The organism is Actinacidiphila paucisporea (genome assembly GCF_900142575.1).
GTDB classification, from domain to species: domain Bacteria; phylum Actinomycetota; class Actinomycetes; order Streptomycetales; family Streptomycetaceae; genus Actinacidiphila; species Actinacidiphila paucisporea.
This window is the reverse complement of sequence record NZ_FRBI01000029.1, coordinates 72,051-94,895: the sequence shown is the minus strand read 5'-3', so window position 1 is coordinate 94,895 and position 22,845 is coordinate 72,051. Positions and strand designations below refer to the sequence as shown.

At 70.8% G+C, this 22,845-nt stretch carries 19 protein-coding genes; 7 read left to right on the top strand and 12 right to left on the bottom strand.

Annotated elements, in window-relative coordinates:
• Positions 1 to 194, bottom strand: a 194-nt coding sequence (locus BUE44_RS38930; RefSeq protein ID WP_235002604.1) for a transposase, incomplete at its 3' end; no start/stop codon positions are given.
• A 63-nt stretch (positions 195 to 257) separates the two neighbouring features.
• On the opposite strand from BUE44_RS38930, the gene BUE44_RS30475 reads away from it, so the two are divergent.
• Both BUE44_RS30475 and BUE44_RS30470 read left to right on the top strand, forming a co-directional pair.
• The gene (locus BUE44_RS30475) at positions 258 to 785 is read left to right on the top strand and encodes a hypothetical protein (protein ID WP_073502249.1); all 528 of its coding nucleotides are present in this window, start codon (positions 258 to 260) and stop codon (positions 783 to 785) included.
• 175 nt (positions 786 to 960) lie between these two features.
• Positions 961 to 1,680, top strand: a complete 720-nt coding sequence (locus tag BUE44_RS30470) for a DinB family protein (protein WP_073502261.1) — start codon at positions 961 to 963, stop codon at positions 1,678 to 1,680.
• Positions 1,681 to 1,881: 201 nt separating this feature from the next.
• Here BUE44_RS30470 and BUE44_RS30460 read toward each other — a convergent pair whose 3' ends face one another.
• Positions 1,882 to 2,313 carry a TIR domain-containing protein gene (locus tag BUE44_RS30460; RefSeq protein ID WP_073502248.1) on the bottom strand — a complete coding sequence of 144 codons (432 nt, stop codon included), beginning with the start codon at positions 2,311 to 2,313 and terminating at the stop codon, positions 1,882 to 1,884.
• A gap of 164 nt (positions 2,314 to 2,477) precedes the next feature.
• Positions 2,478 to 2,792, bottom strand: coding sequence for a DUF6924 domain-containing protein (locus BUE44_RS39875; RefSeq protein WP_407640073.1), 315 nt, complete (start codon positions 2,790 to 2,792; stop codon positions 2,478 to 2,480).
• Positions 2,793 to 3,242: 450 nt separating this feature from the next.
• Between BUE44_RS39875 and BUE44_RS30455 the strand changes: the two genes are divergently transcribed.
• Positions 3,243 to 3,548, top strand: a complete 306-nt coding sequence (locus BUE44_RS30455; protein ID WP_073502247.1) for a hypothetical protein — start codon at positions 3,243 to 3,245, stop codon at positions 3,546 to 3,548.
• A 57-nt stretch (positions 3,549 to 3,605) separates the two neighbouring features.
• A complete protein-coding gene (locus tag BUE44_RS30450) occupies positions 3,606 to 3,974 on the top strand; it encodes a hypothetical protein (RefSeq protein ID WP_073502246.1) in 369 nt (122 codons plus the stop codon).
• Between the two features lie 114 nt (positions 3,975 to 4,088).
• Here BUE44_RS30450 and BUE44_RS30445 read toward each other — a convergent pair whose 3' ends face one another.
• The 3 genes from BUE44_RS30445 to BUE44_RS30435 all read right to left on the bottom strand — a co-directional run bounded on the left by BUE44_RS30445 (position 4,089) and on the right by BUE44_RS30435 (position 7,704).
• Positions 4,089 to 4,478, bottom strand: a complete 390-nt coding sequence (locus BUE44_RS30445) for a hypothetical protein (protein ID WP_073502245.1) — start codon at positions 4,476 to 4,478, stop codon at positions 4,089 to 4,091.
• 132 nt (positions 4,479 to 4,610) lie between these two features.
• Positions 4,611 to 4,790, bottom strand: coding sequence for a hypothetical protein (locus BUE44_RS38925; RefSeq protein WP_235002603.1), 180 nt, complete (start codon positions 4,788 to 4,790; stop codon positions 4,611 to 4,613).
• A 793-nt stretch (positions 4,791 to 5,583) separates the two neighbouring features.
• A complete protein-coding gene (locus tag BUE44_RS30435) occupies positions 5,584 to 7,704 on the bottom strand; it encodes a DNA gyrase/topoisomerase IV subunit B (protein ID WP_073502244.1) in 2,121 nt (706 codons plus the stop codon).
• A 425-nt stretch (positions 7,705 to 8,129) separates the two neighbouring features.
• Between BUE44_RS30435 and BUE44_RS30430 the strand changes: the two genes are divergently transcribed.
• Positions 8,130 to 8,360, top strand: a complete 231-nt coding sequence (locus BUE44_RS30430) for a DUF7455 domain-containing protein (RefSeq protein ID WP_073502243.1) — start codon at positions 8,130 to 8,132, stop codon at positions 8,358 to 8,360.
• Positions 8,361 to 8,468: 108 nt separating this feature from the next.
• Here the strand turns inward: BUE44_RS30430 and BUE44_RS30425 are convergent, their stop codons facing one another.
• The 5 genes from BUE44_RS30425 to BUE44_RS30405 form a co-directional block, all read right to left on the bottom strand.
• On the bottom strand, positions 8,469 to 9,338 hold the full coding sequence (locus tag BUE44_RS30425) for a S1 family peptidase (protein ID WP_079190216.1): 870 nt from the start codon (positions 9,336 to 9,338) through the stop codon (positions 8,469 to 8,471).
• A gap of 155 nt (positions 9,339 to 9,493) precedes the next feature.
• Positions 9,494 to 11,065, bottom strand: coding sequence for an RNA polymerase sigma factor (locus tag BUE44_RS30420; protein WP_073502242.1), 1,572 nt, complete (start codon positions 11,063 to 11,065; stop codon positions 9,494 to 9,496).
• Positions 11,066 to 11,319: 254 nt separating this feature from the next.
• On the bottom strand, positions 11,320 to 12,222 hold the full coding sequence (locus BUE44_RS30415) for a FadR/GntR family transcriptional regulator (protein ID WP_073502259.1): 903 nt from the start codon (positions 12,220 to 12,222) through the stop codon (positions 11,320 to 11,322).
• Between the two features lie 105 nt (positions 12,223 to 12,327).
• Entirely contained in the window at positions 12,328 to 14,100 is a 1,773-nt protein-coding gene (locus tag BUE44_RS30410) for an ABC transporter ATP-binding protein (RefSeq protein ID WP_073502241.1), read from the bottom strand.
• Positions 14,101 to 14,143: 43 nt separating this feature from the next.
• Positions 14,144 to 14,878 (bottom strand): NUDIX hydrolase, encoded by a 735-nt coding sequence (locus BUE44_RS30405; protein ID WP_073502240.1) that lies wholly within the window; start codon positions 14,876 to 14,878, stop codon positions 14,144 to 14,146.
• Positions 14,879 to 15,936: 1,058 nt separating this feature from the next.
• On the opposite strand from BUE44_RS30405, the gene BUE44_RS30395 reads away from it, so the two are divergent.
• Positions 15,937 to 17,247 carry an alpha/beta fold hydrolase gene (locus tag BUE44_RS30395; RefSeq protein ID WP_073502238.1) on the top strand — a complete coding sequence of 437 codons (1,311 nt, stop codon included), beginning with the start codon at positions 15,937 to 15,939 and terminating at the stop codon, positions 17,245 to 17,247.
• Here the strand turns inward: BUE44_RS30395 and BUE44_RS30390 are convergent.
• Positions 17,159 to 18,418 (bottom strand): DUF4192 domain-containing protein, encoded by a 1,260-nt coding sequence (locus tag BUE44_RS30390; RefSeq protein ID WP_073502237.1) that lies wholly within the window; start codon positions 18,416 to 18,418, stop codon positions 17,159 to 17,161. The genes BUE44_RS30395 and BUE44_RS30390 overlap by 89 nt on opposite strands.
• Before the next feature lie 443 nt (positions 18,419 to 18,861).
• Between BUE44_RS30390 and BUE44_RS30385 the strand changes: the two genes are divergently transcribed.
• Positions 18,862 to 22,827: a Pls/PosA family non-ribosomal peptide synthetase gene (locus BUE44_RS30385; RefSeq protein WP_079190215.1), complete on the top strand. Its 3,966-nt coding sequence runs from the start codon at positions 18,862 to 18,864 to the stop codon at positions 22,825 to 22,827.
• Positions 22,828 to 22,845 lie beyond the last annotated feature (18 nt).

Below are 22,845 nucleotides of genomic sequence, written 5' to 3'. Positions count from 1 at the left end.
CCCCGGCCCCGCATCCAGCCCGGCACCGGCAGCAGCGGCCGGACCACGACCCACTCCGCCTCCGTCATGTCCGACGGGTACCGGGCCCGGCGCGTGCCGTTGTCGGCGGCGTTTCCGAACTGGTGCGCCAGGCAGTCACACCCCGGGGTGACGGAACTGGACTGCCCTGCCATCGACACGGAACACTCCAACACCGGGGCCTCCTGACGTTGTTCGTTGATTCGACACCACCGAACTGTTCAGAAGGCCCCACCTTTATGCGCCAACCCCGCAACCACTACCTGAACGGGAACCCCGGTTCGAACCGCATCCCGCACGGTCGGAACGACAACAGCGACTTAGCCGTCTTCCCAGAAGAAGTCGTCACCAACTACCGCCAGTTCCTGCCCAAGCGGCGCAGCACCAGGCCCGAGCCCGAGTACCGGGAACCGACCCCCGACGAGTGGCGAGAATTCCACGAACACTTCGAGCTTCGCAAGGTCGAACTCGGCGACTGCAACCGCACCTTCGGCACCACATGTCCGCACGAACACGCCTGCTTGAAGTGGCCCATGCTCCAGGTCGACCCGAACGCGACAGGCCGCCTCATCAGGATGATCAAGAACATGGAAGACCGGCTGGCTGAGGCCGAGATGTACGGCTGGGGCGGAACGGCGACACACCTGCGCCTCACTATCCCGCAGGCTCGCGAAAAGCTTGCGGCCGCTCAACGCTCCGCCAACAAGCCCCGCAGCCAGCTGGTCGACCTCAACGTTCCGGTCTTCCGCGGCACCACGACGTCGTGACCGACGGCACCACGGCCGGTCTGCTGACTCAATCATCCGCCGCGCGCTGTTCCGAGACCTCACAAGGGCCCTCATTACGGCGCTGTTGCGTTCTTCGCGCTCGGTCAGGACTTGGAAGAGGCCACATCAAGCCGGGGAGGCTGGCTTGTCGGTGCTCGGACCTAGCATGCGGAGCATGACACGATATATCGACGAGGATCTGCACGGTGCGGAGTTCCGCGAGTGCGATCTGACCGGGGCACGCCTGATCGGCATCGTCATGCAGGATGCCGTGATCGACGGGCTCGTCACCAACCTCGTGGTGAACGGTGTCGAGGTCACCGAGTACGTTGAGGCAGAGCTCGACCGGCGACATCCAGTGCGGGTGCTAATTCGCTCCGAGGACCCTGACGATCTGCGCGAGGCATCGCGTCAGCTCCATGCCGGCTGGGCCGCCACGATCGATCGAATCCGCCGTATGCCCGGCATCGAGCGGCGCAGCGTGAACGACGAGTGGTCGGCGGTGCAGACGATGCGCCACCTGGTCTTCGTCCACGACTCGTGGTTCCGCCGCTGCTGCCTGGGCTCGACGGAGCTGTTCACGCCGATGGGCATCGGGACGACCGTCGAGCCCTACCGTGGAGCGCACGGGCTTGACCTCTCGCTCGATCCGGCCCTCGACGAGATCGTGAGCGTGCGTGACGCGCAGGCCGCCGAGCTTGAGGCCTGGCTCGACGAGGTCACCGCCGTGCAGCTCGCAGCGCGAGCGCCGGTGCCCGACGACGATGTCTGGCCGCCGTACGCCCGGGGCCGCTTGGTGCGGCAGTGCCTCCGCACGGTGCTCAACGAGACCTTCGAGCACCACGGTTTCTGCGTTCGCGACCTCGACCTGATCGAGGCGCAGGACGCCGAGTAGGGCCGACTACGGACAACTGCACCCGCAACTCCTTGGCGATCACCGCGTTGTCGTCGCCGACGGCGAACCGCTCACCGGCCTCCATCCTCAGCTGCTCTCGCACCGCTCTACGCTCGGCGGTCAACCGCCACCTTGCGCATATCTCATACAACAGACGTACCGCCGGACCGAACAACTGTCAGCCCTCGACGGCACCACACTTTAAAGCTCAGTAGTAGGACCGGTGGAACTATGACCTACTGACTCAATCTCATAGTCCGGAAAAGGGTGCCTGAACCGCACGGGCTTGCCCATCGACCGGGCGTAGGCGATTTCGGCTCGGGTGCTGTCTCCGATGTAGTCGCCGACCACGAGTACCTCATCAGCGAGCCGGATCTTCGCCCGGTGCAGATCGTCGAGTCGAACCTTCAGAGCCTCGGCCTCGACAGGATTGGACCAAAGTTCGTGCGGCGACTTCATGTCACAGCCCGGCTTGACGACAATCTTTCCTGCTTGGGTCTCCCGCAGATCTGCCTCGTTCATCTCGGCCATGAAGCGGGTGGACCCGCAGATCACCACGATTCGCGGGAGGCTCAACAGCCTCTTCGCGTCGGCGAGCTTCTCCTCAGGGGTGAGCCGTTGCGAGTACGCCACTGATTCCTCCTGGTGGTGACGACGTCAAATACTTCGATCTGGCAGGCCGGCCCGAATACGGCTACCGCGCCGGCCGCAGCCGCTTCTCTCGCTCTTCAGCAGCTCCGTCGGCTACCGCCGGACGGTGCTGTGCGCATCGATTGAGCCGCTGCACAACGGACGATTCACGGTTCGCCGACGGAATCCCCGCACCGCGATCGGCGACGGCGATTTCGGGAGCCCTGTTCAGAAGGACCGTTAAATCTCCTCGGGATCGTCGTGAGCCCGTGCCCGAACTCCTCAAATGTCAGGTTGGCGATGCTCAGGTTCGCATGGATACCGTGGATCTCCGCGGGAACGGTGCGGAACGTGACGTCAGTCACCTTGGGGACCGTGTGCGGACTGCAGGGGTTCCCCTGAGTCCGCTCGGCTGCAAAGCCGCAGGTCAGACGTCGATCTTCGAGCGGTCGAGCGTCGTGGCGGAGTTGATGATGAACCATCCGGCCACCCTTCTGACCTGCGGCGCAGCCGCCGATCCTGCGCTGACCAGGCGTTTCCCCGATGGCTGGCGTTGGCCCCCGACGGCCCCTTTCGACTGTCCTGCGGACTGTTTGCGGACTGGTCGGACCTCATCCGACGGTGCAGTTCTACGTGGTCAGGACTCGACCGGCCTCGCCGACCAAACACATCGCGAGGAGCCGGGGCGGTACCGCAGCGAGCCCTTCGAGGCGCATACCCGTGCGCTGTCAGTGGCAGCCCGTACTCTCCACGTCCCCGTGGGAGCCGGCTGAGCGGGTTGAGTACGTCCGGGAACTGGCCCGCAAGGGCGACCTCGCCGAGCTGTCGCGCGCTTTGCTCCTCGCGAAAGACCCACGGCACGAGGGCTGCTGTCTCGCGTGGCATCGCCGACGCCACATGGTGCGAGGCGTGGGGAATCGCTTCTGGCGGAGATGGCGGATCAGCTCTGGTCCTGCGGCATCGCGGACGAGCTCTGGACGTGCAGCCAGGCTCTGCTGGACGCCGACAGGCACCTGCCCGACGCGGTCGTCGGCCTCCTCCGGCGCTCCGCACTGGAGCACGACTGGCCCCCGGAGTGTGCGGCACCGGTGCTCACCCGTCTTCGCGGGCCCGTACTCAACCCGGGTGAGCTATGGGCCGATGCCGTACTCACCGACTTGCCTTCGCTCGACGAGCCCTGGCCCGATTTCATCGACCACGCCCTGCTCGCACCGGTGGCGCGTCCCACCGGCACATAGGACCGCCGGGCACTGGCCCTGACCGCTCCGATCGACGCTGAGGTGCTCCGGCGCACGGTGACAACCTGGCTGGATCTTGCCGCCAACGGCGGAGGCCGCGGCGATGGTGCCTACGACCCGTACAACCTGCCCGCACTCGCCGGACTCACCTGGCTGCTCTCGTTGCTGCAGCTCGCAGACCGCGCACACCCGAGCCCCGGTCACAACCGGCTGGATGCAGCCTCTGCTGCGCGGCCTCCGGTCACCGCCCAGCAACTTCGCGAGGACCGAATCCTCGAAGAGGCCGCCGTCACCGGCGCTGATCCGCCCCACCTATGCGCGGTGTTCAACATCACTTCGGAGACCGGACTCCACTACACCCGCTTCTTCCACCCCGACCCCACGGACAGCGACGAAGTATCCGGCTGCAACATGGAGACATCGTGACCGACCACCACGCTCACCTGCTCGCCGCCATCGTCGAGCTCGGCGGTGAGCTGGAACTCCCAGCTACCCGTGACGGGCGCTTCAGGGGCGCGGTCATCCCAGAAGGCTGCGCGGTCAGCGCCGGCCGCCGCCGATGCGGCGGTCGTCGGCCAGTGCGGTCAGCGGGCCGAACTCGCGGGCAAGCTGGTTCCACGTCAGAACCTCGCCACAGCGGGCCGGGAAATCCTTGGGGTTGAACTCAGGCATGGTCCAGGTGCCAGTGCCCCGGTCCCGCAGCCACAGGTCCCCGTCACCGTCGACCACAGTAGGCGGGACCGGTACGGGCTCGGCCTGATCAGTGGGCTCCCAGGTGACCCGGCCCGGGTGGGAAACGCGGCGCAGCTCGGTGGTGGCCAGCCGCGCGGCCAAGTCACGGGTGGACTCTTCGGCGTCCTTGACCGACGCGAGTCGGAATGCGTCGTCAAGCACGGGCAGGGCTGGATTCTTGCTGCGCTTTGAACTCATACGCTGACTACCTCCGGTAGGGGGCGTCACATCCGTTGTGGCGCCCCGTAGAGGAACACGGTATCCGAGGCGGGAGCCGGGCCCGCTACGACCACTGTCCAAGTGGAGGCGCTGGCACACCCGGCGGCGGGGCTAGGTGGTGAGCTGGTCGTGGACGTGGCGCAACCCGTGGTGGTAGCGCTCAGATGTGGCGGTCCGGATCTGAGAAGGTGAGGCCGCCGGGCGCGAGCGGACGTCGGGCCGGGCCGGGGCGGGTGCGGGCTCGGTCTCGCCGGGCGGCTGGCGGAAGGAGGCGCGCTGCTCGACCGGCATCAGCCGGCGCCCACCCGCCTGGGCGGGTACGGGAGCATCGGAAGCGGGCTCGGAGAGGCGGGCAGCGAGAGCGGTCGACGGTCGGTCATGATCCCTGGTCTCCCAGGTCCGGCCCTGCGGGTAGGGCCAGGCGATGATCGCCAACCGACACGCGACGAACGCCCAGGTTCGGGGCGCCGAGTGCTCAGAATCCGCGAATTCAGGCGCTTTAGTTGCAACACGAATTTGATGCACACCATGGACGAACCGGTCGAGGTCCAGGTGCCTGCGTGTGTGCGTGGCGGACGACCAGTGACCCAGTTCCGAAGAGCTCCCGCAGTTCATGGACGGCGTTGGGCGCATCGAGTAGCGCGCCACCCCTTCAGCCATCGGGCGACTTGAGTGGTGGGGTCAAGCGCGACTTCGACACGCAGATATCCGACGAGCGGGTCAGCGGAACGACCGTCGCAGGCGAGGCGCAGCGCCGGGCGTCGTCGCCTTCCACGGGTCGACGCCAACCGCACGAAAGTCATGGTGCACGTGGAGCGCGACCAGCAGGGCGTTTCAGACTCCCCGAGCACCTCGGCCACGCCAACGCGGCCATGACGGCCAACACCCGTACCCACCTGTGGCCCGACTTCGATGAGCGGACCCCAGGCTCCCGTCCACGAGGCCTACGCGGACCGCCTGGACGGGGGTGACATAGAGGCCGAGACGGCGGCGTAACCACTCCCCCGAACTGACATCAGCTCGCCTGCGGACAGCGTACGGAACGCAGAGGGAACCCTGCGCCCGCCCTCTGCTCCGCCGTGCCTCACACGTCGATTTTCGAGCGATCGAGCGTCGTGGCGGAGTTGGTGATGAACTCCTTGCGGGGTGCCACCTCGTTGCCCATCAGGAGGTCGAAGGCCTGCTCCGCGGCCTCGATGTCGCTGATGTTGATGCGGCGCAGGGTGCGGTGGCGGGGGTCCATCGTCGTTTCGGCCAGCTGGTTGGCGTCCATTTCGCCGAGGCCCTTGTAGCGCTGGATGCCGTCCTTGTAGCGGACGTTGCGGCGCTGGAGGTCGAGGAGGGTCTGGCGCAGTTCGTTGTCGGAGTAGGTGTAGATGTATTTGTCCTGGCCCTTCTTGGGCTGGACGAGTTCGATGCGGTGCAGCGGAGGGACCGCGGAGAAGACGCGGCCCTCCTCGACCATCGGGCGCATGTAGCGCTGGAAGAGGGTCAGCAGGAGGCAGCGGATGTGGGCGCCGTCGACGTCGGCGTCGGCCAGGAAGATCACTTTGCCGTAGCGCGCCTGGTCGATGTCGAAGGTGCGGCCCGAGCCGGCTCCTATCACCTGGATGATCGCGCCGCATTCGGCGTTCTTGAGCATGTCGGAGACCGACGACTTCTGGGTGTTGAGGATCTTTCCGCGGATCGGCAGCAGGGCCTGGAATTCGGAGTTGCGCGCCAGCTTGGCGGTGCCGAGGGCGGAGTCGCCCTCGACGATGAACAGTTCGCTGCGGTCCACGTCGTCACTGCGGCAGTCGGCGAGCTTGGCGGGCAGCGAGGAGGTCTCCAGCGCGGTCTTCCTGCGCTGCGCCTCCTTGTGCTGGCGGGCCGCGATCCGCGTCCTGGCGGCGGCGACGGCCTTCTCCAGCACCGCGCGGGCCTGGGCCTTGGCGTCCCGCTTGGTGGAGGTCAGGAATTCCTTCAGCTCCTTGGCGACCACGGCCGACACGATCCGGTTGGCGGCCGAGGTGCCGAGCACCTCCTTGGTCTGGCCCTCGAACTGCGGCTCCGCGAGCCGCACGGTGACGACGGCCGTGAGTCCCTCCATCGCGTCGTCCTTGACGATGTCGTCCTCGGCGACGCGCAGCAGCTTCGCCGCGCGCAGTGCTTCGTTCATCGTCTTGGTGACGGAGCGCTCGAAGCCGGTCACATGGGTGCCGCCCTTGGGCGTGGCGATGATGTTGACGAACGACCTGGCGGTGGTGTCGTACCCGGTGCCCCAGCGCAGCGCGATGTCGACGCCCAGTTCCCGAGTGACCTCCGTCGGTGTCATGTGGCCGCGGTCGTCGAGGACCGGGACGGTCTCCTTGAAGGTGCCGCTGCCGGTGAGGCGCAGGACGTCGCAGATCGGCTTGTCGGGGGCCAGGAACTCGCAGAACTCGCTGATGCCGCCGTCGAAGTGGAAGGTCTCCTCGACCGGCCCGTCCGACTCGATGCCGCGCTCGTCGCGCACCACGATGGTCAGGCCGGGGACCAGGAACGCGGTCTGCCGGGCACGCTGGTGCAGATTCTCCAGAGAGAGCTTGGCGTCCTTGAGGAAGATCTGCCGGTCCGCCCAGTAGCGCACCCGGGTGCCGGTGCGGGTGCGCGGGACCTTCTTGGTCCTGGTGACGCCGCTGGCAGGCTCGAAGGGCGCCTCGGGACCTGCACCGCTGAAGGCGCCTGGCACCCCGCGGCGGAAGCTGATGGCGTGGGTGTGGCCGCTCCTGTCGACCTCGACGTCGAGACGGGCCGACAGCGCGTTGACCACCGAGGCGCCGACACCGTGCAGGCCGCCGGAGGCCGCGTACGAGCCGCCGCCGAACTTGCCGCCGGCGTGCAGCTTGGTCATGACGACCTCGACACCGGACAGGCCGGTCTTGGGCTCGACGTCCACCGGGATGCCCCGGCCGGTGTCCCGGACCTCGATGGAGGCGTCCTCGTGGAGGATCACCTCGATGCGGTCGCAGTGGCCGCCCAGCGCCTCGTCCACGGAGTTGTCGATGATCTCCCAGACGCAGTGCATCAGACCGCGGCTGTCGGTGGAGCCGATGTACATGCCGGGCCGCTTGCGAACCGCTTCGAGGCCCTCGAGAACGAGCAGGTGCCGCGCTGTGTAATTGGAGCCGTCGCGATCTGCGCCCGCCAGCAGCGCGGACGACGGCACGGATGTTTCGGCGGTCACGCGGACAACTCCTCGATCTGGATGGCCTGAAGGTCTTCAGCCGTATCGGTGAGAGGGTACCGAGGTCAGCAAGGGCGACCACGCCGCCACCCGGTATCCAGGGGCTCATCCTAGTCGTTTTCGAGCATCCGTTCGATCACCCGCGCGAGTGATACACATGTCACGTTCCCAAAGAGGCATGAACCATTTAGGCTCCGGGCACGTCCTCACCAACACTCCGGCAAGCCGGTCGGGGCCAAGCAGGGACAAGCGCACCAAAAGGCCCACAAGCGACATCCGACGCAAGAACTCTTATTCGCCGCCAATCGGTCACAGCCAGTCACCCCGAGGCCCGTTTTCGAGGAAAAGTCGTCAGCGGGAACGTTTTCGGCCTGGTTGGATGTTGACCCTGGTACGACAGCTCGTCGAGCTAGAGAAGAGGCGACGTGACTACTGTTCTGACCCCCGCGAGTCCGCTGACAGCGGCAGACCGCTGCGACCGTTGCGGCGCTCAGGCCTACCTGCGTGTCGTGCTCACCAGTGGCGGTGAGCTGCTCTTCTGCGCACACCACGGACGCAAGTTCGAGCCGGAACTCAAGAAGATCGCTGCGGAAATACAGGACGAGACCGGACGGCTTACCGACCCCCCGGCGTCGGCGGGAGACGACGAGCGCTGACACGTCGCACCAGCGACCAGCTCGGACCTGCGGGCGGACGGACCCCATGAGGGGGTGTCCGCCCGCAGGTCTTCCTGCAGGCCCGCCAAGGGTCTCCTGCGGCTTCCGTCACATGTGCTGGGCAACCAGCTCCGACACCGCGGAAACGCGCGTGTAGACCCCGGGGAAGGCCGCCTCGGCGCAGCCCGTCCCCCAGGACACCAGGCCGATCAGCCGGCCGCCCACGACCAGCGGGCCGCCGCTGTCGCCCTGGCATGCGTCCTTGCCCCCGCCGATGACCCCTGCGCACACCATGGATGCACGCAGATACGTACCGTCGGCATTGCCTGGATACGCCTTCTCGCACACCGAGTCCGCCAGGACGTCGACCGTGGCCGTCCGCAGCCCCTGCGGATACGTTCCCTGCCCCGTCGTATCCCCCCAGCCGTAGACCTGCGCCTGGGTCCCCGCCGTGTACGGCGCGGTGTCCGCAGGTCCGGCCATCGGGATGACGGCTCCGTCCGGCAGCGCCTGCGGCAGCGTGATCACCGCGACGTCGCCGGCATTGGTCGCGGCGTCGAAGGCCGGATTGACCCACACGTCGGACAGCGGTACCTCCTGGCCCGCCGTCCCGCTGAGGTCCGTACGCCCGACGATGACCCGAAGATCGGGCAGTTTCCGCCAGTCCGCGGTGCCCAGGGCCTCCTGGCCGAAGCAATGTGCCGCGGTGACGACGGTACGCGGCCCGACCGCGACGCCGCCGCAGAACTGACCCGACCGGCTGGAGCCGAAACGCTCCTTGCTGGCGAGCGCCACCACCCACGGGTCGCTGTCGGTGGTGGTCGGCGCACCGCCGACCACGACCCCGTTGGCGGCGGCCGGAGCCGCGGGCGCCGCCAGGGGAACGGCAAGCGCCGGCAGCAGCGCCGCCACGGCTATCAGTACACGGCGGCCGCCCACGGCACGACGGCGGAAGCAGACGGGGATGGGGACACGCATGGGGCCTCCTGACCCTGTGAATCACTCTGAACACCCAGAGTCATCGATCGGGCAGGAGGCCGCATCCGCAGAAGAGGGACCGGAAAAACCCCGGGAAGAACGGGGAACGCAGAAATCCGCCGCCCTGCCGAGCAGGGCGGCGGATCAGTGACGATCTAGTCCAGGTAGTCGCGCAGGACCTGGGAGCGCGACGGGTGGCGCAGCTTGGACATCGTCTTGGACTCGATCTGCCGGATCCGCTCCCGCGTGACGCCGTAGACCTTGCCGATCTCGTCCAGCGTCTTGGGCTGCCCATCGGTCAGGCCGAAGCGCATGGAGACCACGCCCGCCTCGCGCTCGGACAGGGTGTCGAGCACCGAGTGCAGCTGCTCCTGCAGAAGCGTGAAGCTGACCGCGTCCGCGGGCACGACCGCCTCGGAGTCCTCGATCAGGTCACCGAACTCGCTGTCGCCGTCCTCACCGAGCGGGGTGTGCAGCGAGATCGGCTCGCGGCCGTACTTCTGGACCTCGATGACCTTCTCCGGGGTCATGTCGAGTTCCTTGGCCAGCTCCTCCGGGGTGGGCTCGCGGCCCAGGTCCTGGAGCATCTGGCGCTGCACCCTGGCGAGCTTGTTGATGACCTCGACCATGTGCACCGGAATACGGATGGTGCGGGCCTGGTCGGCCATCGCGCGGGTGATCGCCTGGCGGATCCACCATGTGGCGTACGTGGAGAACTTGAAGCCCTTGGTGTAGTCGAACTTCTCGACCGCACGGATCAGGCCCAGGTTGCCCTCCTGGATCAGGTCCAGGAAGAGCATGCCGCGGCCGGTGTAGCGCTTGGCCAGCGAGACGACCAGCCGGAGGTTGGCCTCCAGCAGGTGGTTCTTGGCCCAGCGCCCGTCCTCGGCGATGATCTCCAGCTCGCGCTTGAGCTTCGGGGCGAGCTTGTCGGCCGCCGCCAGCTTGTCCTCGGCGAAGAGGCCGGCCTCGATGCGCTTGGCCAGCTCCACCTCCTGCTCGGCATTGAGCAGCGGGACCTTGCCGATCTGCTTGAGGTAGTCCTTGACCGGGTCGGCGGTGGCGCCGGCGACCGCGACCTGCTGGGCGGGCGCGTCGTCCTCGTCGTCGTCGGAGAGCACGAAGCTCTCGGACTCCGGCTTCTCGGTCTCCTCCTCGCCGGCCTTGCCGGGAGCGACGTCCTCGATCGCCTCCTCCGCCTCGACCGCTTCGTCCTCACCGGGAGAACCGGCGGTCTTCTTGGCCGCCACCTTCTTCGCGGGGGCCTTCTTGGCGGCCGTCTTCTTGGCGGCGACCTTCTTGGCAGGCGCCTTCTTGGCTGCTGGGTTTTCCGCCTCCACCGATGGCTCCACCGTGGTCTCGGCCTCGGCCGCCGCCTCGGGAGCGGGAGCCTTGGGCGCTACGGTCTTCTTGGCAGGGGCCGCCTTGGTGGCGACCGTCTTGGTGGCAGTACGCTTCGCCGGGCTCTTGGCTGCGACGCTCTTACGGGTGCGCTTGGGCGCCTCAGCGGCACTCACCATCAGCGTCACACCCTCCTCGTCGAGGACCTGGTTGAGGCTGCGCAGAACGTTCTTCCACTGGGTTGCCGGAATCTGGTCCGCTTCGAACGCCCGACGCACGTCGTCGCCTGCGATCTGCCCCTGGGCCTTACCCTGCTCGATGAGCGCCATCAGAGACTCAGACTCGGCGATCTCGGACGGGAGCGTACGGGATGTGCTGGCCGACACGAACAACCTCTCGGAACGATGGGAACGACTCGGTGGAACCGCAGAGCCACTCAGCGTCAAGCTCGATGCTGAATATTCCTCGTACGGCCGCCACCTCTTAAGTCATCGCACTGCCTCGTCTGGCGTTACGCCCAGCTTACGTGGCCCGAGTCACACCCCAAATTGTGCAGATCAGCGGCAAAGTCGGACATGTGCCACGCATGGGGCCGCCGCAGACCCCCGATCACGGGGCCGGCGACGGCCGGACAGGGCGCTCAGTGCTCGCGGGGGGCGGGGACGACATGGTCGGCCGGAGCGGTCGCCTGCTCCGAGGGCACAGTGAGCAGCTGGCGCATCGCGGCCTCCGCCGTGCCGCCGTCGCCGCCGGCGAGGGCGTCGACGATGCGGTGGTGCAGGCCGACCGAAGTGTCGCCGGGCCGCTCACAGCCGGTGACCGGGCCACCGGAGACATGCAGCGCCGACGACACGATGCCGGACAGGTGCTCCAGCATGCGGTTGCCCGCGACCTGGAGCAGCAGGGCGTGGAATTCCGCGTCGGCGCGCGTGAAGGTGAGCGCGTCACCCTGGGCGGCGGCGTGGGCCATGATCTCGGCCATGTCGGCGAGCCGCTGCTGCACGTCCTCGCGACCGTGGCCGGCGGCGAGCCGGGCGGCGAGCGGTTCCATGGTCCAGCGCAGCTCGAGCAGCTCGCGGCGCTGCTCGTCGCGCTGCGGCCCGAAGGCCCGCCATTCGATGATGTCGGGGTCGAGCAGATTCCAGTCGCTGACCGGCCGGACCCGGGTGCCGACGTTGGGCCGGGCGCTGACCAGGCCCTTGGCCTCAAGGACGCGCAGGGACTCGCGCACCACGGTGCGGGAGACCTCGAAGCGCTGGCCGATCTCCTCGGGCACCAGCGGGCGGTCGGCGCCCAGGTCGCCGGAGACGATCATCTGTCCGAGCTGCTGGACGAGTTGGCCGTGCAGCCCCCGGCCGCGGCTGCCGCCGGCTCGGCGGCCGACCCGGCCCATGTCCGGGTCCATGCCGTCCCAGGAGCCGAGTCCTGGACGGTCGCCGCCGGGGGCGTCGGCATACGAGTAGCGGTCCAGCTCGCCCGGGCCGGCGATGCCGGAATCGGCGGATCGAGCCGCGGTCATCATGGTGTGCGCAAGGGTACTCACGCATCCTTTGTCGGCGATGCCGATGCGGGCCTTGAGGGCTTTGCTGAAAAGCACACGAAAGGGTGAGCGCTCATCACCTGATAATTGACGTTTTATGGGGACGAATCATCCCTCCTCATTGTCGATTCCTACAGCCCCCCCGGAACGGGCGGGAGTTGGCCTGCGACCGCGCCTGCGACCGCGCAATGCGCCTGCCAGATAGGCGGTGACCAGGCCGGACAGCGACAACGCCATCGCCACGAAGAGCGGTTGGGCGGCCGAATGCAGCGCCGCGAGCGCCGCGCGGTCGTCGGCGCGCGACGCCCCGCTGAGCACCGACCACAACGCACCGCCCGCGTCGAGGAATTGCCGCCCCGTCCGGCCACCGAGCAAGGTCCGTACGCCTGGTGCCACCACCAGCGGCACCGACAGGACCGCGGACAGCCCGAGCGCCGTCGTGCGGAACGCGCAGGCCGCGAGCACCCCGGTCCAGGCGCAACCGACGGCCAGCGCCGCCCAGCCCGCCGTGGTGGCCGACAGTGCCATCGGGTCCGGGGCCCGGCCGGACCCGAGGGCCAGCCGCAGCACGGCGGTGTCCACCAGCGCCGCCAGCGCGGCGAGCACCAGCGCGAGGGCGCCGCTGACCGCGAGTTTGGCGGCGAGCAGCCGTGGCGCCCGGGGCTCGGGGCCGAAGCCGGCGGTCAGCGCGGGGAAGGCGAATTCCTGCCCGTACGCCAGCGCGCCCAGCGCCCCGGCGCCGACTGCCGCGGCGGGCAGCGGAAGCGCCGCGGGCCAGCCGGACAGCAGCCGCAGGGGGGACGCGTGCACGGCTCCGGTGCGCGCCAGCAGCAGCGCGCCGACCGTGGACGCGACCAGCGCTGCCGCAACCGTCGGCCAGGGGGTGCGCACCCCGAAGCAGCGGCGCAGTTCGTAGCGCACCGGATGCAGCGGGTTGTGCGGCCTCCGCAGCGGCGAGGGCCGGTTCCTGGCCGCACGACGGGGCTTGGCCTCGTCATGGTCCGTGTCCGGGTCGGCATCCTCGGATCGGGCCGCCGCCGACTCGTCCGCGAGCTGGTGCAGCAGGATGCCGTGCCGGTGGGCGACCTCGCCGACGGCCGCCGATGTGGCGCCGTAGACCGCGATACGGCTGCCGCTGGTCGCGACGACCTCGGCGCCGTCCTCGGCGAGCAGCCCGGCCAGCCGCTCGGCGTAGGGGGACCGCACGGCCACGTGCGGCCGCAGCCGGGTGCCGGCGAAGACCGCCGCGGACTGGTCGGCGACGACCCGGCCGTCGGCGAGCGCGACCACCCGGTCAGCGGTCCTGGCCAGCGCTCCTGGGTCGCGGCCGGTCAGCAGTACGGCGCCGCCGGCGGCCGCGTGGCGGCGTACGAGCGCGTGCACCCAGGCGGCTTCGCGCGGCGGGAGCTCGCGCGCCGGGTCGTCGATGACCAGGGTGTGCGGGTCGGGCAGCAGCGCCACGGCGAAGGCCAGCCTGCGGTCCATGCCCAGCGAGTACGTGCCGAGCCGCCGGTCGGCCACCGCGTCGAGGCCGACGGTTTCCAGCAGGTCATCGGCGCGGGCGACCCGCAGGCCGTGGGCGGCGCAGAGCATCCGCAGATGGCCGCGCGCGGTCCGGCGGGGGTGCCCGGGGACGTCTCCGAGCACCGCGCCGATCGCGCGGGCCGGTCTGTCGAGCTCGTGCAGCGGGCGGCCGTCGACGAGCGTGGCGCCTCGGCCCGCCTGCAGGCCGAGCAGCAGGCGGACGGCGGTGGACTTGCCCGACCCCGCGGGTCCGAGCAGGCCCGTGACCTCGCCCGGGCGGATGTCGAAGGTGAGGTCGACGACCGCGGGCGGGGAGCTGCGGCGGGGCATGCTGGTCAATCCGATGGCCTGGATCACTCCAGCACCATAACGCCGGAAAAGGGGTAAATCGCCCTCCGGACTACACCTCGGGCCGCAGCATCGGCGGATTGAGCAGAGTGGCCCCACCCGCTCTGAACAACTGTGCGGGACGGCCGCCCTGACGTGTCGTCGTGCCACCTGTCGGCACCAGGAAGCCCACCGTGCCGGTGACCTTCCGGTGGAAATTGCGCGGGTCGAGGGCCACTCCCCACACCGCCTCGTAGACGCGGCGCAGCTCGCCCACGGTGAACTCGGCCGGGCAGAAGGCCGTGGCCAGGGACGAGTACTCGATCTTGGACCTGGCCCGCTCCACGCCGTCCGACAGGATCCGCGCATGGTCGAAGGCCAGCGGCGCGGCGTCTGCCGGGTGCTCCTGGCCGTTCTCGGCGAGCAGGGTGCCGACCGGCGCCCAGCGCGCGCTGCGCGCGTCCCCGCCCGCCCGCGGCGCGGGCAGATCGGGCGCGAGCACCAGATGGGCGACGCTCACCACCCTCATCCGCGGGTCGCGGTTCGGATCGCCGTAGGTCGCGAGCTGCTCCAGATGGGCACCGCTCTGCGCCCGCAGACCGGTCTCCTCGGCCAACTCGCGCGCCGCGGCCTGCGACAGGTCCTCGTCGTCCCGCACGAAACCGCCGGGCAGTGCCCATCTCCCCTGGTAGGGCGGCTCACCACGGCGCACCGTCAACGCGCACAGCGCGTGGTGCCGCACGGTGAGCACGACCAGGTCGACGGTGACGGCGAAGGGCGGAAAGGCCGACGGGTCGTAGGGCGACATGCCGCGATCTTAGTCGTCTGCCTGACGATAATCAGCAGGTTCGACACCTCTCCGCGATCACTTCCCTCCCCCGATCCTTTCCCCCGCCCCGGCCCGCGTCAGGCCTCGCGATGCAGCGCCGGAGCGACCTGTTCGACCGTCGCCGTCCCCCCTTCCTGCCGACCCGGACCGCGAACGGCGCCTCCGCGACCCGCATCCCGCTGAGCAGGACGGCTTCCGCCGGCGCGCAGGACAGCGGCCGCAGGGCCCTCAACCGTTCCCGGCGCGTCCGGCCGCGATCCGGCCGGCGCGACCGGCAGGTGGACCGACCCGTCCCGCCGCGATCGCGGCGGGACGGCAGGCCGTCGGATGCGGGCACGCCGAGCCGTCGCCCGAATGCCGCCCCGCGTACATCGCCGGCAGGCGCGTGCCGAACGCGGGCTCCGCGTCGAGCACTCCGCCGGCAGCGACGACGCGGCATCCTCCAGCCCCGCGGTCGCCGACCCCGCCACCGCCACGGCTGTCTCGGGGATCCGCACGGCGCCGCTGCGATGCCCGAACGGGCTGAAGCCGGGGCCGCGGTCTGCCGCCGTCCGCACGACGGCCACGAAGCGGACGTGGTCGGCCCCCAGCAACGCGGCCTGCACCGGCACCGATTCCTCCCCCGCCGCCGTCAGCACGCACCGGGCGGGCAGCCGGCGCCCGTCGCGGTAGAGGCCGTCGCACCCTTCTGCCCGCAGCCGGCCGTACCGGCCGGGGACCGCGAGCGCCGGTGCTGCCACGCGGATCAGCGCGTCGTGGACGGCGGCCGACGGCAGCCCCGCCCGGACCCGGCCCCGGGGGCGCGGTGCCGTCACCGCCTCCCGTCGACTCGCGTGCTCCGCAGGCCTCGCCACCGGCCGGCGGGCTCGCTGCCCGCGTCCGCGTGCGGCCGCGGGCGGTTCGGCTGTCGCGCTGAGTGCTGCACTCCTGAAGAGGGGCGTGCCGAGCGCACAGGTCACAGGCCGTCTACGGTTCCTGAACGAAAGGCACCGTTCGCGCAGCCCCGTGATGTCGCGGGGTCGCAGAGAAGAGGCAGCATGCCCGTCCACCGCCAGCCCGGCACCGTCGTCACCGACCACCGCTTCCAGGTGCCGCTCGACCACGAGGAGCCCGAAGGCGAGCACATCGAGATCTTCGCGCGGGAGGTGGCGCCGGCGGGCAAGGACTCCGACCGGCTGCCGTGGTTGCTGTTCCTCCAGGGCGGCCCCGGCAACCGCGCCCCGCGTCCGCTGGGCAGGGACGGCTGGCTGGAGCGCGCCCTGGACGACTACCGCGTGCTGCTGCTCGACCAGCGCGGCACGGGGCTGTCCACTCCCGCGAACCGCCGCACGCTGCCCGTACGCGGCGACGCGGCGGCACAGGCGGAGTACCTCTCCCACTTCCGGGCCGACGCGATCGTGCGGGACTGCGAGATCGTCCGGCGCCGGCTGCGCGGCGAGGACGAGCCGTGGAGCGTGCTCGGCCAGAGCTTCGGCGGCTTCTGCGCCGTCAGCTACCTGTCCTACGCGCCCCGTTCCCTCAGCGAAGTGCTGATCACCGGCGGCCTGCCGGGGCTGCGGACGGCACCCGAGGAGGTCTATCGCGCGGCCTACCCGCGGATCCAGCGGAAGAACGCCGCACACTACGCGCGCTACCCCGACGACGTCGCGGCGGTCAGGGACATCGTCCGCCACCTGCGCGACCGGCCCGCCGAACTCCCCGGCGGCGGCGTGCTCACCCCGCGCGCCTTCCAGTCCCTCGGCCTGATGCTGGGCTCGGGCACCGGATCGCACACCCTGCATTACCTGATCGAGGACGCCTTCGTCACCGGCCCGGCCGGACGCGTCCTGTCCGACTCCTTTCTCACCGAGGCCCAAGGGCACCTCTCCTTCGCCGGCGGTCCGCTCTACGCCGTGCTGCACGAGGCCACCTACGGTCAGAAGTCCGTGTCCGCGCAGGGGACCCGCTGGGCCGCCGAGACGGTCAGGCGCGAATTCCCCGCTTTCGACGCGGACATCGCGCTGGACGGCGACGGACCGGTGCTCTTCACCGGCGAGTCGATCCACCCGTGGATGTTCGAGACCGACCCGGCGCTTGCACCACTGCGTGAGCCGGCCGAACTGCTGGCGCAGCGCGAGGAGTGGCCGGACCTCTACGACCCGGACCGGCTGGCGCACAACGAGGTGCCCGTCGCGGCCGCCGTCTACCACGACGACATGTACGTCGACACGGCGGACTCGCTTCGGACCGCGCGGGCGATCCGGGGCCTGCGGACCTGGGTCACCGACGAATACGAGCACGACGGCCTCCGAGTGAGCGGCGGCCGGGTCCTCGACCGGCTGGTCCGGATGGTCCGCGGCGAACTGTAGCTGCTTCCATGATCCTTCTGCGCCGGGTGCTGCGCAGGGTGCGCCTGACCACGTCGGGGTCCAGTCCCTGGCCGACGGCGTGCTGGAGCAGGCGGGCGAAGGTGCAGTGCGGTTCCAGGTCCAGTGCCGCGCACAGGGCGACGCGCGCCTCCGCCTCGTCTCCCGAGCACCAGGCCACCCAGCCGGTCAGGGCGAGCAGTGCGGCCGCGTGCTCCGCGTAGGGCCCCGCGCAGCGCCTGGCCAGCGCCCGCCACAGCCGGATCGCCGCACCGGCCCGGGCGGGGTCCGACCACTCCACGACCCGGTCACGCGCCGCGTTGTCCTGGAGGCCGAGGATCATCTCCGCGGCCTCGTCGTGATCGAGGAGCGCGTCGTCCCGGCTGTCGGACCGCGCCGGGTCGCTGATCAGCGGTGCGGTGCGGAAGGCGTCCAGCGCGCCGCGGGCGAGCTCGACCGTGCGCTCCGTGACCGAGGCGCTGGTGTCCCGGTCGAGCATGCGTGGCACCAGCCTGGCGCAGGCCAGGTCGAGCGCGGTCTCATGGGCGGGGTCGCGCGGCTCGACCGGCCGCAGCCGGGACTCCAGGTCGCGCAGCGGCAACGGCATCCGGATGCCGTTGTAGGCCGCCGCGGCGGCGATAGCGGAACCGCCGGGCTCCGCGATCAGGACACCCTCTTCCGGGGTCGGCGCGGCTCCGTCGCGGTCCGGCCTGCAGTACGACCACCATCGGCCTCCCGAGACGCACAGCGCCTCGATCACCGGGACGTCCAACTCACCGCATGCGACACGCAATTGTTGGGCAAGCGGCCGCAGTCGCTCCACCACGTCGGAGGACCGCTCACCCGCGCGCGGATCCTGGCAGAGGAAGGCGACCATGGAGGACGGTCGGCTGCCGCGCCGCAGACTCCCGGTCACCAGGCAGTCCGCGAGCTGCCGGGCGAGATCCGCCCACTCCGCGGGATCCTGTGGGTCCTTGCCCAGCCCGACCCGCAGCCTGCCGCCGAAGCGCCCCCGCTCACCGTGCAGGGCCAGCAGGACGATGGAATCGTCGGGCCGGTAGCCCATCAAAAACGGTAGGGCGTCAGCGAGTTCGGCAGGGCCGTGCAGGACGACCTTCGTCTCACCCGCCGACGACGATGACTCTCCGTGCTGAGTTTGGTTGCTCTGTGTCATGACTCGAGGATCCCGCAGGCGGCACGCTTCCCACCAGACCCCCTCAAAACCTGTGGATAACTCTGGGTCAGACTTATCCACAGGGCGCGGAACGGGGTTGACACTCCGCCGGTGGCCTCGCCGGGGCCGACACCCTTCCAGGACGCCCGGCCGCGGCCCCGCGGTGTGCGTTGCGGCACTATCCGGCAGCTGGCGCGGCGTCAGGGGAAGGGGTGGCCGGCCCACTTCCCGTGCAGGTCAGAGGGAGCGGGCCGGCGCCCCGGGGCAGGCTCGGGCCGAGTGCGGGGCAGCCGTACTCAGGAGGCGCCTGGCGGGCGAGCCACTTAGTATTGGCCGGCTTGTCTTGCTTTGGTACCGAGTGCGGCGTCCCGGGAGGGGCGTGCCACCGCGGGGCCCAGGGCCGGATGCAGGGCCCCGGATGGGGGACGAGGGACGAGGAGCGCATGAATCTGAGGGTGCAGAGCGATCCGCTGCGGGACGTGGACCTGCTGATCGGTGTCGTCGGCGACACCGCCGACACCGCCGACAGCCCGGCGGCCGGGCAGCCCGCCACGCCGTACGCCCGATTCTCCGGAGGTCCGGCGGCCGGACCGCGGACGCTGATGGACATCCTCGACGCGACCGTTCTCGCCCACCCGCACGAGCCGGCGCTGGATGACGGCCGCACCGCGCTGACGTATCGGGCACTGGCCGCGGAGGTCGACGGGCTGCGGCGGAAGCTGGCGGCGGCCGGGATCGGCGCGGGCGACCGGGTGGGCGTCCGGGTGCCGTCGGGCAGCAACGACCTGTACGTGTCCGTCCTGGCCGTGCTCGCGGCGGGTGCCGCGTACGTGCCGGTGGACGCCGAGGACCCGGACGAGCGGGCGGAGTTGGTCTTCGGCGAGGCGGCCGTCGCGGCCGTGCTGGGCGCCGGCCGTACCCTGACCGTGACCGGCAGGCGCGACGACCGCACCGCAGCCCGCCGCCCCTCCCCCGACGACGACGCCTGGATCATCTTCACCTCCGGCTCCACCGGCCGCCCCAAGGGCGTGGCCGTCACCCACCGCAGTGCGGCGGCCTTCGTGGACGCCGAGGCCGCACTGTTCCTGCGGGACGAACCGATCGGTCCCGGCGACCGCGTGATGGCGAGCCTGTCGGTGGCCTTCGACGCGTCCTGCGAGGAGATGTGGCTGGCCTGGCGCAACGGCGCCTGCCTGGTACCGGTGCCGCGCTCGCAGGTGCGCGGCGGCGGTGATCTCGGCCCCTGGCTGACCGAACAGGAGATCACCGTGGTGTCCACGGTGCCGACGCTCGCCGCGCTGTGGCCGGCCGAGGCACTCAACGAGGTGCGGCTGCTCATCTTCGGAGGCGAGGCCTGCCCGCCGGAACTGGTCGAGCGCCTGGTGACCGAGGGGCGCGAGGTCTGGAACACCTACGGCCCGACCGAGGCCACCGTCGTCGCCTGTGCCGCACCGCTGACCGGGGAGGGGCCGGTACGCATCGGCCTGCCGCTGGACGGGTGGGAACTGGCCGTGGTGGACGAGGCGGGCGAGCCCGTTCCCATGGGCGGCACCGGCCAGCTCATCATCGGCGGCGTGGGCCTGGCCCGCTATCTGGACGCCGGCAAGGACGCGGAGGAATACGCGCCGCTGGAGTCGCTCGGCTGGCAGCGCGCCTACCGCAGCGGCGACCTCGTCAGGGCCGAGCCCGAAGGACTGCTCTTCCTCGGCCGGGCCGACGAGCAGGTCAAGCTCGGCGGCCGGCGGATCGAGCTGGGCGAAGTGGACGCCGCACTCCAGGCGCTTCCCGGCGTCGCAGGCGCCGCAGCGGCCGTGCGGACGACCCGGCGCGGCAACCAGCTGCTGGTCGGCTATGTCGTGGCCGGTGACGGCTGGGACCGGGCCGCCGCCGTCGCCGCGCTGTCTGCCGAACTGCCCGCCGCCCTGGTGCCGCTGCTGGCGGCCGTGGACACGCTGCCGACCCGCACCTCCGGCAAGGTGGACCGTGCCGCGCTGCCCTGGCCGCTGCCGGAGTCCGCGGCTCCGGCAGCCGGTGAGGAGGCCGCGGAACCGCTGCACGGCACCGAAGCGTGGGTGGCCGAGCAGTGGACCGAGGTCCTCGGGGTACCGGTGGCCGGGGCGCGCGACGACTTCTTCGCGGTCGGCGGCACCAGCCTGGCCGCCGCCCAACTCACCACCCTGCTGCGGACCCGCTTCCCTTCGGTCGCGGTGGTCGACGTCTACCAGGCGCCCACCGTGCGCAAGCTGGCGCGCAAGCTCGACCGTTCGGTGCGCGACGACCGGCCCGCCAGGGAGATCGCGCCCGTGCCGAACCGCGCCAAGGTCGTACAGCTGCTCGCCCTGTTGCCGCTGTACGCGCTGCCCGGACTGCGCTGGACGACCGGGCTGCTGGCGCTGGGCGACATCCTGGCCCGGACCGACGGCTATCCGTGGGCGCCTACCGCATCCTGGTGGCTGGTCGGGGCCGCCGCGGTGCTGCTCTTCAGCCCGCCCGGCAGGCTGGCGCTGGCGGCGGCCGGCGCGCGACTGCTGCTGCTCGGCCTGAAACCGGGCAGCTATCCGCGCGGCGGCAGCGTCCACCTGCGCCTGTGGGCGGCCGAGCGGCTGGCCGAGGCCACCGGCGCGACCTCGCTGTCCGGCGCCTGGCTAATCCGCTACGGCCGTGCGCTCGGCGCCCGTATCGCCGACGACGTGGACCTGCACTCGCTGCCGCCCGTCACCGGCATGCTCAGGCTCGGCAGAGGTTGCGCGGTGGAGGCCGAGGTCGACCTGTGCGGCTACTGGCTCGACGGCGACCGGTTGGAGGTCGGCCCGGTGAAAGTCGGCTCGGGTGCCGTGGTCGGTACCCGCAGCACGTTGCTGCCCGGTGCCAGGATCGGCAAGCGAGCACAGATCACGGCCGGGTCCAGCGTCACCGGCCAGGTGCCCACCGGCCAGCGCTGGGCGGGCGCGCCCGCGGTCAAGGTCGGCCACGCGGAGCGGCGCTGGCCCAAGCAGCGTCCCGCCCGCCGGGCCTGCTGGGCGGCGGCCTACGGCGCCAGCGGTGTGGGCCTCGCGCTGCTGCCCGTGGCGGCCGGGCTGGCGGCCCTGGCCGTCGCGGGCGCCCTGGTGCCCGCCCACGGGGGCCTGGCGGACGCTCTACGGGGCGCGCTCGTCGCCCTGGTGCCTGCCACCCTGGCCTTCGGTCTGGCGTACGCGGCGCTGCTCCTGGCCGCAGTACGGCTGCTGAGCCTAGGCTTGCGCCCCGGCTGGCACCCGCTGCACAGCCGGGTGGGCTGGCAGTCCTGGACGGTGATCCAGCTCATGGACGCCGCCCGCGACACCCTCTTCCCGCTCTACGCGGGCCTGATCACCCCGGTGTGGCTGCGCGCGCTGGGCATGAAGATCGGCAGCGGGGCCGAGGTCTCCACGGTGCTGGCGATCCCCAGCCTCACCACCGTCGGCAACGGCGCCTTCCTCGCCGACGACGTGCTGATCGCTCCCTATCAGCTCGGCGGCGGCTGGCTGCGGATCGGCGCGGCCGAGATCGGCGAGCGCGCCTTCCTCGGCAATTCCGGCATGACCGCGCCGGGGCGTGCCGTCCCGGACCGCGGCCTGGTGGGCGTGCTGTCGGCCACGCCGAAGAAGGCCAAGAAGGGCCGTTCCTACCTCGGCATGCCGCCGGTACGGCTGCCGCGCACCGCGGACGACGGCGTCGAGAGCCTGACGTACGAGCCGCCCGCCCGGCTGGTGTGGGCTCGCGGGCTGGTCGAGGTCTGCCGGCTGGTGCCGGTGCTGGCTTCAGCCGCGCTGGCCGTGCTGGTACTCGCGGTGCTGGCGCGGAGCGGGCCGCTGCTGATGGCGCTGCTGTCCGGTCCTGTGCTTCTCGCCGCGGGCGGCGTGGCGGCCGTGGTGTCGATCGCTGCGAAGTGGTTGCTGGTCGGCCGCTTCCGGCCCGTGGAACGCCCGCTGTGGAGCGGCTTCGTATGGCGCAACGAACTGGCCGACACCTTCGTGGAGGTGCTGGCGGTGCCGTGGCTGGTCGGGGCGGTGCCGGGCACTCCGGTGATGAATCTGTGGCTGCGCGGTCTCGGCGCGAGAATCGGCCGGGGCGTGTGGTGCGAGAGCTACTGGCTGCCCGAGGCCGACCTGGTCACCCTGGAGGACGGGGTGAGCGTGAACCGCGGCTGCGTGCTGCAGACCCACCTGTTCCACGACCGGATCATGCGGCTGGATACGGTGGTGCTCCGCGCGGGAGCGACGCTCGGTCCCGGTGGCATCGTGCTGCCTGGCAGCGAGGTCGGGGCCCGCAGCACGCTGGGTCCCGCGTCGCTGGTGATGCGGTCCGAGTCCATCCCGGCGGACAGCCGCTGGCTGGGCAATCCGGCGGAGGCATGGCAGGACGGGGAGCCGGAAAGGGAGCAGTCGTGACGGAGCGGTCCTGCGCGG